This is a genomic window from Polaromonas sp. P5_D5, from assembly GCF_054049435.1.
In genome coordinates this window covers 255056-268661 of the sequence record NZ_JBFUMJ010000002.1, presented here as the reverse complement: position 1 = coordinate 268661, position 13606 = coordinate 255056, and the positions used below count along the sequence as shown (strand labels likewise).

Here is a 13606-nt window from a genome sequence, read left to right as displayed (position 1 = left end):
ATCATCATGAAAGTAGTAGTCACGGGTGCTGCGGGTTTTATCGGCAGCAATATCATCAAGGGCCTCAATGCCCGCGGCATCGACGACATCATCGCGGTCGACGACCTGACCGAAGGCGACAAATTTCGCAACCTGGCCGGCCTGCAGATCGCCGACTACGTGGATGCCGACGACTTCTACGACCTCTTTGCCGAAGGCGCTTATGGTCAGGTCGAGACAGTGTTCCACGAAGGCGCCTGCAGCGACACGATGGAGCCCGATGGCAAGTACATGATGGACAACAACTACACGCTTTCGTGCGAGTTGTTTCATGCCTGCCAGGACCAGGGAACACGCCTGCTGTATGCCTCGTCGGCCGCCACCTACGGCGGATCCGACACGTTCAGGGAATCGCCCGAATTCGAACGACCACTCAACGTCTACGGCTACTCCAAGCTGCTCTTTGACCAGCGCCTGCGGCGTGAACTCGGCAACCGGTTTGAAGGCGCAGCCACCCAGGTTGCGGGCTTTCGCTACTTCAATGTCTACGGCCCCCACGAACAGCACAAGGGCCGTATGGCCAGCGTGGCCTTTCACCAGTTCAACCAGTTCCAGGCCGAAGGCAAGGTCAAGCTGTTTGGCGAATACGGCGGCTACGGCGCCGGCGGCCAGATGCGCGACTTCGTCTTCATCGACGATGTGGTGGCCGTGAACCTCTGGTTTTTTGACCATCCAGAACAATCCGGCATTTTCAATCTTGGCACCGGAAAGGCCCAGCCCTTCAACGATGTCGCGCTCGCCGTCGTGAACACCTTGCGCAAAGGGCAGGATGCTGCGGCGCTGAGCCTGGAAGATGCCGTGCGCGGCGGGCTCATCGACTACATCACCTTCCCGCCAGCCTTGGTGGGTAAATATCAAAGCTACACGCAGGCCGACCTCGGCGCCCTGCGTGCCGCTGGGTGTGACCATGTGTTTGCTGATGTGAAAGCGGGTGTAACTGCTTACATGCAGTGGCTGGGCAAGAATCGCTGAGGCTTGAGGTTCCCCAACCCAATCGCATCAGGCAGGTCAACCCCGTGTGAAACCGGGCCGTTATAAACACAGCATTCTTATTCACAGGATGCATAACGCGCTTCGCCACTCACCACTGAGGAGATTTCCATGTTCAAGAAAGTACTGGCGTTTTTCGCCGCCATGTCTCTCGTTGCAGCCTTTGCTGCGGTCGACGTCAACAAAGCCACAGAGGCCGAACTCGACGGCATCAAACACATCGGCCCCGTCACCTCCAAGCTGATCATCTCCGAGCGCAAGAAAAGCGAGTTCAAAAACTGGGATGACTTCATCACCCGCGTCAAAGGCGTGGGAGAAAAACGCGCAGCCGAGTTCTCCGCCGCAGGGCTGACCGTTGGCGGTGCCGCCTATACCGGCCCGGCCGCCGCAGATGCGAAGGCAAAAACCAAGGCCGAAGCCAAAGCGGACGCCAAAACCAGCAAGAAGGCCGACAAGCCGGTCACCGAAAAGGCCAAAGACGCAGCCATCGCCACCAAGGATGCAGTCAAGGGCGCGGCTATCGCGACCAAAGACGCCGTGGTGGAATCGGCCAAAGATGCCAAAGAGGCGGTAACGTCCAAAAAAGACGCCAAGAAGGACACCAAAAAAGAAACCAAAACCGAAGTCAAGGTTGAAGCGGCCAAGCCTGCTGCAAGCGCTGCCAAGAAGTAATTGGCCCGCATCCATAAAAAAACCCGCCTGGAGCGGGTTTTTTATTGCCAAATTTTGCCTCCAGCCCTTTAGGGGCGAGCGCAAGCAGCTATCTATTTCATAGCACCTTAAAGACCTCTACACCAGCGCAATCAGGTCCGTCACGCCCACCGCGGCGCCGGCCTGCGTGACCAGTGCCGTGGCTTGCCCTCTATGGTGTGTCTGGTGATTGAAAAAATGCGTGAGGGCCTTCCAGACCACGTGTTCGCGCTGCACCCCTTTCGAGTTGGCGTACCGCATGGTCATGGCCGGGTATGCCTCAGGCATGTCGGCAGCCCACTGCTCGATGGCGCCATCGAGCTGCTGCCGTTTGGCTTTCAGTCCGGCCCAGTCTTCGTAGAGCACCATGTCCAGCGTGTAGGCCTGCGGCATGTCCAGCACTTCAGCGCCCAGCGACGTGAAATGGATTCCGTTCTCATTACCGCACTGCGCAAAGCGCCTGAGCCAGACCTGGTCGGCCAGGACAAGATGGCCCAGCGTGTGATGGATCGAGCCGAAAAAGGCACCACGGTCACGCTTGCGCTCCTCATCCGACAGGGTTTCACACGCGCCATACAGCCGTTCATTGATCCAGCGGTTGTACTGGGCCAGAAGTCGGTAGTTGTCGGAAAATGCACCGGTCATACATGCTCCTGAATTGATAGCTTCTCGCGCTCGTGCTGATTGGCCCAGGGCCGGATTTCATTTGAAATTACGGCATTCCGCACCCCTAAAAGCCTGCCTGCCCCCGTCACAAGGTGCGCTGGCTCCACTGCAGATTTTCCACTGTCCTGGCGATGGCCGATCGTTGCAGTGCAAAAAAAGATAGTGCTAAACGGGAGGGAGGTCCGGTTTACGGCGCGTCCGCGATGCACAGCGTCGAGCCGTTTGCAGGTACTAAAGCCAGCCCCAAGTGTTACGGGCGGCTGAGCAGATGACTTTGCGAATGACGATCAGGCGCACGCGTGAACGGGCAGGCGCTTTACCCACCCGTCACAGCTGCGCGGTCGCTCCGCTTGGGAAGCAGGCCGGCATACACCGGCCCGTGATTGGCATCAAGCTTTCCCGAAGCCGCCGCCGCCCGGCGTATGGATTTCAAAAATATCACCGGGCTGCATCTCGGCCTGGCCGATATGGCCCAGTGTTTCGATCTGGCCTTGCGCCCGGACCACAACGTTTTGCCCGACCTGCCCGGCCTGGCCCCCGGCCATGCCGAAGGCGCCGTGTTTGCGCCCGTTTGACAGGATGCTGGCCGTCATGGCTTCCAGGAAGCGCACACGGCGCACCCCGCCATTGCCGCCCTGCCATCGGCCCGCACCACCAGAGCCCTGGCGAATCTCATAACTTTCCAGCCGCACCGGGAAGCGGAATTCCAGCACCTCCGGGTCGGTCAGCCGCGAATTGGTCATATGTGCCTGCACTACAGAGGTGCCGTCAAAACCCGACACCAGCTTGCCCGCATCATCCAGCTTTCCGCCGGCACCCGAACCACCCGAAATGGTTTCGTAGTACTGGTGGCGTGCATTGCCGAACGTGAAGTTGTTCATCGTGCACTGGCCGGCGGCCATTACACCCAGCGCGCCATAAAGCGCATTGGTGATGCAGGTGGAGGTTTCCACATTACCCGCCACCACCGAAGCCGGCGGGTTCGGGTTGAGCATGGAGCCCGGCGGGATGATGACCTTGAGCGGCTTCAGGCAGCCCGCGTTCAGCGGGATGTCGTCGTCAACCAGGGTGCGGAACACATACAACACTGCGGCCATGCACACCGCCGTCGGCGCGTTGAAGTTATTGGTCTGCTGCGGCGATGTGCCGGTGAAGTCGATCTCGGCGCTGCGTCCTTTGACGTCAACACGGATGGACACCTTGATTTGGGCTCCGTTGTCCAGCGGCAAGGTGAACTCGCCATTTTTGAGGCGCGTGATCACGCGGCGCACCGACTCCTCGGCGTTGTCCTGCACGTGGCGCATATAAGCCAGCACCACCTCCAGGCTGAAGGTGTCCACCATCTTGCGCAGCTCCTGCACGCCCTTTTCATTGGCGGCGATCTGCGCTTTCAGGTCGGCCATGTTCTGCTGCGGGTTACGGCTGGGGTATTTGCCGCTTTTGAGCAGCGCAATCATTTCTGCCTCGCGCAGCACACCGCGCTCTACCAGCTTGACGTTGTTGATCTGCACGCCCTCTTCTTCAATCAATGTCGAGAACGGCGGCATGGAGCCCGGCGTGGTGCCGCCGATGTCGGCATGGTGTCCGCGCGAACCGACATAAAACGTCGGCTGTGTCGCCGCACCAAGGTAGACCGGCGTAATGACGGTGATGTCGGGCAGGTGCGTGCCGCCATGGTAGGGGTCGTTCAGCACATACACATCACCAGGCTGCATCTTTCCGGCGTTCTCGCGAATCACCGTCTTGATGCTTTCGCCCATGGAACCCAGGTGCACCGGCATATGCGGCGCATTGGCGATCAGGTTGCCTTCGGTGTCAAACAGTGCACAGCTGAAGTCCAGGCGCTCCTTGATGTTGACGGAGTAAGCGGTGTTCTGCAGCTGCAGGCCCATCTGCTCGGCAATGTTCATGAAGAGGTTGTTGAAGACCTCCAGCAGCACAGGGTCTACCGTGGTGCCCGCCGCAAACTTCACGGCGCGTTCGGCCCGGCGGTCCAGCACCAGGTGGTCCAGCGCCGTCAGCGCGGCTTCCCAACCCGGTTCCACGACCGTGGTGGCGTTCTTCTCGGCAATGATGGCCGGCCCCGAGATGATGTCGCCCGGCCGCAGATCTTCACGCACCACCAGCGCGGCGTCATGCCACTGGCCGCCGGAGTACATGCGCACGGTTTCGCGGCGAGGTACTTCGCGCGGCTCATGCGTGGTGTGGCGCGGCTCGGCAGGCGCGTCGCCTGCCACCACGGACTCTACCGACACGGCCTCAACCACCAGGCCCTTGCCCTGCATCAGGAAGGCAAAGCGCTGGCGGTAAGCGGCTTCGAACCCGGACTCGATCTCGTCCAGCGTACCGAAGGGCACGATGAGCGCGGAGTCACTGCCTTCATAACGCACATGCACGCGGTGATGCGTGGTGATGCTGCCGGTGCTGACCTGCTGGCGCTGCAGCTCGGCCTCTGCCGTCGCAGCGAGCGCGTTGAGCTTGTCGGCAATTTCCGGAAGCACGGCGGCCGAGAGCTTGAGCTCCACCGCCTGCTCACGAATCACATTCTGGTCGGCCAGGCCCATGCCATAAGCGCTCAGCACCCCCGCCAGCGGGTGCACAAACACCTTGGTCATGCCCAGCGCATCGGCCACCAGGCAGGCGTGCTGCCCGCCCGCACCGCCAAAGCATTGCAGCGTGTAGCGTGTCACGTCATAGCCGCGTGCCACTGAAATTTTCTTGATGGCGTTGGCCATCTGCTGGACCGCGATGTTGATGAAGCCTTCAGCCACCACCTCGGCACTGCGCCCGGTCTGCCCGGCCAGTTCGTTGAACTGGGTCTCTACCGCCTCGTAACTCAACGGCTCATCGGCATTGGGACCAAATACCTTCGGAAAGTAGCGCGGCTGCACCTTGCCGACCATCACGTTGGCATCGGTCACCGCCAGGCGGCCACCGCGCCGGTAACTGGCGGGGCCTGGGTTGGCGCCTGCGCTCTGTGGACCAACCCGGAAGCGCTCGCCGTCAAATTTGAGGATGGAGCCGCCGCCCGCCGCCACGGTGTGGATACTCATCATGGGTGCCCGCATGCGCACACCGGCGACCTGGGTTTCGAATTCGCGCTCGAACTCCCCGGCGTAATGCGACACGTCCGTCGAGGTGCCGCCCATGTCAAAGCCTATGACCTTGGCATGGCCGGCGATTGCGGCCGTGCGGGCCATGCCCACAATGCCGCCCGCCGGGCCGCTCAGGATGGCGTCCTTGCCCTGAAATACATGCGCATCGGTCAACCCACCGGAAGACTGCATGAAAAAGAGCCGTACCCCCGGCATCTCACTGGCGACCTGTTCCACATAACGGCGCAGGATGGGGGAGAGGTAGGCGTCCACCACCGTGGTGTCGCCGCGGCTCACAAACTTCATCATCGGGCTGGTTTCATGCGAGGTGCTGATCTGGGTAAAACCCACCTCGGTCGCGATGCGCTTGGCGGCCTTTTCATGCTCCGTGAACCGGTAACCATGCATAAAAACAATTGCAAGGCTTCGCAGCCCTTTCTGGTACTGCGCAAGCAGCTCCTTTTTTAATAGCACTTCGTCGAGCGCCTGAAGCACCTCGCCTTGCGCGCCCACACGCTCCTGGGCCTCCACCACCGCGCTGTAAAGCAACTCGGGCAGCACGATGTGGCGGTCAAACAGACGGGGGCGGTTCTGGTAGGCAATGCGCAGGGCATCCCGAAAGCCGCGCGTGGTCACCAGCAAGGTCGGCTCACCCTTGCGCTCCAGCAACGCATTGGTCGCCACGGTCGTTCCCATCTTCACGCAGTCCACCACGTCGGCGCGTATCGGCTCGCCCGTTTTCAGGCCCAGCAGGTGGCGGATGCCGGCGACCGCCGCATCGCGGTACTGCTCCGGATTTTCCGACAGCAGCTTGTGCGTGACCAGCGAACCATTGGGCTTCTTGGCCACGATGTCCGTGAAGGTGCCGCCGCGGTCTATCCAGAATTGCCAACGGTCGCCGCCCGGTTTTGAAGTGGTGTCTTGCATAATTTTTTTGATTTCAGAGTTAACGTGTTCTTTGCTGATCTCTATGGATCTTATTGATCTTGCTGCTGTCAGACCTGGCTTGGCACGACGCTGTGAGGCGTTGCCGGCCGGGATCTCTTGTCCGGAAAATTGGCCATCTGCGCCCTGCCAATGTACCCAAGTACCGGCGCCAGGTGCTGGATGTCCGGCGCGCCCCGCAGGGCCGTTGAAGCCGGGCACCAGGGATAGGGAAGACCGGCGACCCAATCCATGACCTCGTCAGTGTGCGAGGCCGGCAGGGTCTGCATGCTCGCGATGGTGATTGAAAGGCTTTCCGCCAGACATGAAGGCGGCGAAAAACACCAATCGTAGCGACCACACCCGACCCGCACGGCGCGGCTGTCCTTTTCCGTCATGGCAACCAGCCAGTCACAGCAAAACACCTGCGCGTCGGCCTCCGGCGGCGAGCTCAGGCAGAAGGTGTAGACATTCTCGTAGGACTGGCCAAAACGGCGCACCAGCACCTCGCCGATGGCGTCCCTTCCCCGTGACACCGGGGGAAACGAGATCGCACCGGTGTGGACGGTGACCTGCAGCAGGGCATCGTCCGTAAAGGCTTGCGCCAGCAGGTGAGGCCGGTTGCCATCCTTGGCATGAAGGTAGGCGGCGATGGATGCAGAAGGAGTTTTCATGCGATTCGAAGCCTGTGCTTATTGCGGCATGTAGTACGGCACGAAAATATCATTGGCTTCATTGCCCACCGATCGTATCCACTCGCGCGAGAACTTCTCGCCCATGCGCTTGATCTCAGTGTCCAGTTCGGGGGGAATGCGTTCTATCTTCACGCCGTTGGCGCGCAATTCCTCGGTCGCGCTGGTCGCCAGCGCCTGGCTGGCCTGCCAGCCGCGGACTTCCGCCTCGCCTGCCGCCTTGAGCACGGCAGCGCGCGCCTCGGGCTTCAGTGCATCAAAGACCTTGCTGTTCACAAACACCGCGTTTTTGGGGAACCAGGCATTGATCTCGTAGTAATACTTGATCGGGCCCCAAACCTTGTTCTCCACGCCGGTCAGCGCCGACGTGATCATGTTGTCCATCCGGCCTTCGGCCAATGCCTTGCCCACATCGACCATGGCCACATCCACCGGCTTGGCACCCAGCATTTCGGCGATGCGCATGGTGGTCTGGTTGTAGGTGCGCATCTGGGTGCCCCGAAAATCCGTCGGGCCCCGCACCGGCTTGTTCGAATGCAGGCCTTGCGGCGGCCACGGCACTGCGTACAGGAGCTTCATGCCATGCTCGGTGAAATGCTTTTCAAGGCCTGGCCGCTGTAGTTTCCAGAGGCGTTGTGCGTCCTTGTAGGAGGCCACGACGAAGGGAATGGAGTCCGCGCCAGCCAGCGGAATTTCCTTGACCATGCTCGCCAGGATGGTCTCGCCCGCTTCGGCCTTTCCCTGCTGCACGGCCGCGCTGATGTCCGCCAGCTTGGCCAGGGTGTTGTTGGGGTACACCTGTATGACCAGCTGTCCGCGCGTGGCCAGATCCACATCGCGCCCAAATTGCAGGAGGTTCTGCGTATGGAAGGACTCTGCCCGGTAGCCCGTGGCCAGCTTCCAGGTTGTCTGGGCGTGCGCTGCCCCCGCCGTGACGAGCACGGCTATTAAAACTGCTTTCATGGGAACTCCTTGGGAGTTGAGAATTAGCCCGGCGGCGGGTGCATGGAACTCACCCTTTCAGGTCCGTCACAAACATCTTGCCCGGCGCATGGGTGATGCACATCGACAGTCGGCTCTTCTGGGCAACCCATTGCGGCGTGACGCCGCAACCCCAAAACACCGGGATTTCATCATCCTTGATGTCGACTGCATCGCCGTAATCCGGTCGCGACAGGTCGGTGATGCCGATCGCCTCCGGATTGCCGATGTGAACGGGCGCACCATGCGCAACGTCAAACCGGCCAGAAATCTCCACCACCTTTGCCACATCGCGGCTCTTGATGGGCCGCATGGTGACGACCATTTCACCGCTGAACACACCAGCGGGCTGGCACTGGAGACTGGTACGGAACATCGAGACATTGCGGCCCTGCTCGACATGCCTCAGGGGAATGCCGGCCTGGGTGACCGCGGCCTCGAAAGAAAAACTGCAGCCGATCAGGAAGGCCACATAGTCGTCCTTCCAGATCGAACGGATCTCGTCCCGCTCCTCGACAAACTCGCCGTCACGGTAAACGCGATAGCCCGGAATGTCGGTCGTGATGTCCGCCCCCGGTGCACACAAAGGCTCCGTGGCGCCCGGCTTCAGAACCTCCACCAATGGGCAGGGCTTGGGATTGCGCTGGCAGAACAACAGGAAGTCAAAGGCCTGGGCCTGGGGGACGATCATGAGGTTGGCCTGGATATGGCCGTTCGCGTGTCCCGCGGTGGGCAGGGCAAACTCGCCGCAACGGCTGGCCATCCGGAGGTCGGCGGGACGATCAAAAATCTTGTTCATGGCAGGGTAAAGCTTGATTGGAAAAATAGGGTGATACAGCGGCTTTTCCGTCAAAGGCCCAGGTAGGCCTTTTTGATCCGGTCATCATTGAGGAGCTCATGACCCTTGCCCTGCATCACGATACGGCCAGTCTGGATGACATAGCCGTAATGCGCGATGCCCAAGGCCTTTTGCAGGTTCTGTTCCACCAGCAATATCGAGACACCTGTGCCATTGACCTGCTGGATAACCTCCAGCACCTTGGTCACAAACTTGGGCGCGATGCCCCACGAAGGCTCATCCAGCATCAGCAGCTTGGGCCGGGCCATCAGCCCGCGGGCGATGGCCAGCATTTGCTGCTCGCCCCCACTCATGGTACCGGCCAGTTGTGTGGCGCGCTCCTTGAGGATGGGGAACAGCTGCAGCATCTCTTCAATGCCCCGCGCCACCTCGTGCTTGTCCGTGCGCGTAAAGGCACCGAGCTCCAGGTTGCGAAGCACTGTCAGCCGGGGAAACAGGCGCCGGCCTTCCGGCACCAGCGACAGACCTAACGGGACGCGTTTGTGCGCCGGCATGCGGTGAACCGGCTCACCGTTGAAGGTAATACTGCCCGCTGCGGCGGCATTGAGGCCTGCCACGGCGCGCAAGGTGGTGGACTTGCCGTTGCCGTTGCCGCCTACCAGCGCGACGATCTTGCCGGGCTCGACCTGGAGGCTGACGTCGGAGATGGCCAGCACGTCGTCGTAGCAGACCTTGAGGTTTTTGATTTCAAGCATCTTCAGTCCCCGAGGTAGGCGGTAATCACGGCAGCGTCGTTCGACACCTGCTGCGGCGTGCCTTCGGCGATCTTCACGCCGCGGTCCAGCACGACGATCTTGTCGGCGATCGGCATGATGCCTTCCAGCACATGCTCGACGATCAGGCACGCAATGCCCTTGTCCCGGATCTTGAGAACGACGTCGACCGCTTCGCGAACTTCCGACGGATTGAGGCCCGCCATCACTTCGTCCATCAGCAGGATGCGCGGCTGTATGGCCAGCGCACGCGCCACGGCCAGGCGCCGCTGCTCGCTGATGGTCATGCTGGCGGCAGGCCGGTCGGCAAAGCGTTCAAGCCCGGCAAAAGCCAGCCAGTCCATGGCAGCCTGGCGTGCCTTCGCAACGTTGTGCTGCAGCAGCATGGCCGCGGTCATCACGTTCTCGCAGGCCGTCATGCTGGTGAAGGTGCGCGCAATCTGAAAAGTCCGTGCCACACCGGCACGGGCGCATGTTTCAGGCGGCAGGCCTGCGATGTCGCGGCCGCCCAGCATGATGCTGCCCGATGTGGGAGCGAAAAACCCCGCCACGCAATTGAACATGGTGGTCTTGCCGGCGCCGTTGGGACCGATCAGGCCCACCACCTGTCCGGTGTCCACGCTAAAGGACACATCCTGGTTGGCGACCAGCCCGCCGAAACGCTTGCTGACCTGTTTGACTTCCAGCAACTTCATACGGCCTCCTCGCCGGCGTTCTGCACGGTGGCGGTGGGCACCGCCATCTGCCGCGATGCATCGGCGCGTGCCTCGCGGCGCTCCCGGAAGCTGCGCAGCCAGCCAATGAGGCCCGTGGGATAAAAGACTGCGATCACGATGATGAGGCTCGCATAAATGATGACGTCAGTGCCGCGGCCCGTACCGCCGAAGGCAATGCGGGTGAATTCCTCGATGCTGGTCAGCACCACGGCACCCACAACCGGACCGAACAAGGTGCCCACACCTCCAAGAATGGATACCAGCGCCATCTTGATGGAGAGCGCCGTCGAGAGCACCGAATTCGGATCGATATAAAGTTCTTTCTGTGCATACAGGCTGCCGCCGACTGCCGTGAGGAAAGCACTGACCGACAGTGCGACCTGCTTGTAGCGGGCGATGTTCACGCCGATGCTGCGGGCCGCGTCGGGTTCATCCTTGATGGCCCTGAAGTAGTAGCCGAGGTAGCTGCGCTCTATCCACCAGTTCGCGCCCAAGGTGATGATCAGCAGTCCCAGTGCCAGCCAGTAGTACGGCAATTTGGTAGCGAAGTTCAGCCAGAGCCAGCCTTGTTTGTCCATCGGCACGTAAAGCCCGACCGCCGCACCGCCGTAATCCCACTCAGTGAAGAAAATCTGCACCAGTTCGGCCACCGCGATGGTGGCCATCGCAAAGTAGTGGCCCTTGAGCCGGAAGCAGGACCAGCCAAACCCCAGGCTGAGCAAGGCTGCCACCAAACCGCCGGCGAGCACGCCTATCCAGGGATTGATGCCGAACTTGATCAGCAGCAGTGTCGAGACATAGGCGCCAAGTCCGTAGAAAGCCGCATGGCCGAGGGACACCTGTCCCGCATAGCCACCCACGATGTTCCAGGCTACACCCACCTGGGCTGCCATGAGGATGAGGATCGCCATGTTCAGGTGCGAGGCATCCGTGACCGCGGGGACGGCCAAGGCAAGCGCCAGAGCGGCGATAACAAAAATGAGTTGCTTCATGATCATGCCTTGCCCATCAAACCCTGCGGGCGGAACATCAGCACGCCGAGGAACAGCACGAGCACGATGGCCGTCTTGTACTGCGGTCCGAGCAGCAGGCCGCCCATGACCTCGATCACGCCGACCAGGATGCCGGCCCAGAAGGCGCCCGAGACGCTGCCGAAGCCGCCCAGGTTGACCACCACAAAAGCCAGCAGGATGAAGCTAGCGCCAACGTCCGGAAAAATCGGGAAGAAGGTTGACAGCAGCACCCCGGCTGCGCCGGCGCAGGCCGCGCCTATGCCCCAGGCTAGCGAGAACATCTTGTGCGAATCAATGCCCATGAGACGGGCCGCTTCCTTGTCAGAGGCGGTGGCTTCCAGCGCCGCACCGAGCCGGGTCTTGTTCAGGAAGAAGTAAATCAGGCCGGTGACCACGACGGCCCCTACACCGGCGACCAGCTGCGGCTTGCCCAGTTGCACGCCCAACAGCTTGACCGTTCCGCTGACCGCCGAATTCTCGATGGAGCGGAAATCCGGTTTCCAGAGGAACTGGGCCACGCCGCGCAGCAGGATCATGATGCCGAAGGTCGTGAAAATCTGCGACAGCATGGGCGCGTTGATGATGCGCACGATCACCAGTTTGTACAGCAGCACGCCGAAGCCGAACAGCATGATCACTGTCAGCGGCAAGGTGAGCATGGGGTCCAGCGCATACAGGGAAAACAGCCAGAAGGCCGAGTACATGCCCAGCATGAGGAATTCCCCGTGCGCGAAGTTCACGATGTCCATGACGCCGAAAATCATGGTCAGGCCGATAGCCACCAGCGCGTAAATCAGCCCGATCAGCACGCCGGAGGCCAGCGTCTGAAGCAATATTTCCGTAGTCATGGTTGTCTCTTGGCTTTTAGGTCAAAACTCGCGGCTTATTTGCGCTGGTCCCACTTGGGCATGGGCCAGGTCACTTCACGCGAGGCCATGTCGAACGGCCAGACCGTGTTGTATTTGCCGCCGATGATCTGCACCAGGATGCCCTGGCCCAGGGTGTTCTGGCCGGTCGCATCGAACTTCACACCCTTCCACGGCATGATCAGCTTGCTGCCGGGCATGTCGGTGGCGGCCAGCGCCTTGCGGATGGCTTCGGGTTCGGTGGAACCGGCGCGGTTGATGGCGTCCGCCATCACCATCAGGCCGGTGAAAGTGCGCGAGGAATTGCCGGTGAAGTTGATCTTGTAGCGGCTGTTGAACAGGTCGTTGACCTGCTTGATCAGAGGATTGCGGTTGGCCAGGTCCAGCGCCCAGACTTCACGCGTGATGATGTAGTCGGCGTCCTTGCCGAGTGTCCTGATGAAATCGGTATCGGTGAAGCCCGCGTTGTTCGCCAGGATCATGTCCGGCGAAAAGCCGAGTTCCTTGTAGGTCTTGATCGACAGGATGGCATCGGCCGTGTAGGACGACTGCAGCACCAGGTTGGGATTGGCGGCCTTGAGCGTCTGCACTTCCGAAGTCAGCTGCGTGGTCTTGGCCGGGTACATCACCTGCTTGACCAGGTTCTGCTTGAACTCGGGCGCGAGTTTGGTCTGCAGCTTGGTGGTTTCCGTACCCCACAAGCCGTTTTCGTTGAGGCTGGCGACCACGCCCGCCTTGATGCCTTTTTTGGCTTCGAGTTCTTTCAGGAAATCAAAGGCGTTGTGCACAAACAGGTCGTCATGCGGCGTGGTGCGAAAGAACCACTTGAAGTTGCGCTGCGTGAGCGATGCCGACGACGATTCAGGGTTCAGGAAAGGGATGCCGGCGCGCTCGGCGATCTGGCTGGCCGTGGCGGTGACGGCGCTGTTATAGGCGCCCACGAGTGCCACGACTTTTTCCTGCGTGATCAGGCGCTCGGCTTCCGTAGCGCCAGTCTGCGGGTTGGCCTGGTGGTCGGCAAACACCAGCTTGATTTTTGCGCCCTTGAGGTTGGGCAAGCCCTTGCCGGCAGACAGCGGCAGCTCGGAAACACCGGGCGCACCGTTATTGATGATGTCGGCGGCGAGTTCCAGCGCGCTGCGCAGCTCGGCCCCCACGGATGCGGCAGGCCCGGTGAGCGGATAAAGCACACCGATTTTTATCTCTTGCTGTGCATGCACGCCAAAGGCCATGCCGGTTGACAACAACACTGCGGCCACTTTGGCCCACCAAGATTTCTTCATGACGCACTCCTCGTAAAAACATGACGGTTGGATGACATGTGACGAAGTGTGCGATTAGCAAATGACGAAATCAAACAAG

The 13606-nt window shown here is 60.9% G+C and carries 12 protein-coding genes; 2 read left to right on the top strand and 10 right to left on the bottom strand.

The window, feature by feature from the left end; all coding sequences use genetic code 11:
• Positions 1-6: 6 nt before the first annotated feature.
• Complete coding sequence (rfaD, locus tag ACXJKE_RS07945) at positions 7-1011, top strand: ADP-glyceromanno-heptose 6-epimerase (protein WP_457280050.1); 1005 nt, start codon at positions 7-9, stop codon at positions 1009-1011.
• 129 nt (positions 1012-1140) lie between these two features.
• Positions 1141-1701, top strand: coding sequence for a ComEA family DNA-binding protein (locus ACXJKE_RS07940; protein WP_457280049.1), 561 nt, complete (start codon positions 1141-1143; stop codon positions 1699-1701).
• Between the two features lie 117 nt (positions 1702-1818).
• Here the strand turns inward: ACXJKE_RS07940 and ACXJKE_RS07935 are convergent, their stop codons facing one another.
• The 10 genes from ACXJKE_RS07935 to ACXJKE_RS07890 all read right to left on the bottom strand — a co-directional run bounded on the left by ACXJKE_RS07935 (position 1819) and on the right by ACXJKE_RS07890 (position 13527).
• Entirely contained in the window at positions 1819-2364 is a 546-nt protein-coding gene (locus ACXJKE_RS07935) for a DinB family protein (protein WP_457280048.1), read from the bottom strand.
• A 410-nt stretch (positions 2365-2774) separates the two neighbouring features.
• Positions 2775-6407, bottom strand: coding sequence for a hydantoinase B/oxoprolinase family protein (locus ACXJKE_RS07930; protein WP_457280047.1), 3633 nt, complete (start codon positions 6405-6407; stop codon positions 2775-2777).
• Positions 6408-6475: 68 nt separating this feature from the next.
• Positions 6476-7078, bottom strand: coding sequence for a hypothetical protein (locus ACXJKE_RS07925; protein WP_457280046.1), 603 nt, complete (start codon positions 7076-7078; stop codon positions 6476-6478).
• 18 nt (positions 7079-7096) lie between these two features.
• The gene (locus ACXJKE_RS07920; protein WP_457280045.1) at positions 7097-8059 is read right to left on the bottom strand and encodes a TRAP transporter substrate-binding protein; all 963 of its coding nucleotides are present in this window, start codon (positions 8057-8059) and stop codon (positions 7097-7099) included.
• 49 nt (positions 8060-8108) lie between these two features.
• Positions 8109-8876, bottom strand: coding sequence for a putative hydro-lyase (locus ACXJKE_RS07915; RefSeq protein WP_457280044.1), 768 nt, complete (start codon positions 8874-8876; stop codon positions 8109-8111).
• Between the two features lie 50 nt (positions 8877-8926).
• Positions 8927-9631 (bottom strand): ABC transporter ATP-binding protein, encoded by a 705-nt coding sequence (locus ACXJKE_RS07910; protein WP_457280043.1) that lies wholly within the window; start codon positions 9629-9631, stop codon positions 8927-8929.
• 2 nt (positions 9632-9633) lie between these two features.
• Positions 9634-10344, bottom strand: a complete 711-nt coding sequence (locus tag ACXJKE_RS07905) for an ABC transporter ATP-binding protein (RefSeq protein WP_457280042.1) — start codon at positions 10342-10344, stop codon at positions 9634-9636.
• Positions 10341-11357: a branched-chain amino acid ABC transporter permease gene (locus ACXJKE_RS07900; RefSeq protein ID WP_457280041.1), complete on the bottom strand. Its 1017-nt coding sequence runs from the start codon at positions 11355-11357 to the stop codon at positions 10341-10343. The genes ACXJKE_RS07905 and ACXJKE_RS07900 overlap by 4 nt, the downstream gene beginning before the upstream one ends.
• A 2-nt stretch (positions 11358-11359) precedes the next feature.
• Entirely contained in the window at positions 11360-12226 is an 867-nt protein-coding gene (locus ACXJKE_RS07895; RefSeq protein WP_457280040.1) for a branched-chain amino acid ABC transporter permease, read from the bottom strand.
• Positions 12227-12261: 35 nt separating this feature from the next.
• Complete coding sequence (locus tag ACXJKE_RS07890; RefSeq protein ID WP_457280039.1) at positions 12262-13527, bottom strand: ABC transporter substrate-binding protein; 1266 nt, start codon at positions 13525-13527, stop codon at positions 12262-12264.
• Between the last annotated feature and the right edge of the window lie 79 nt (positions 13528-13606).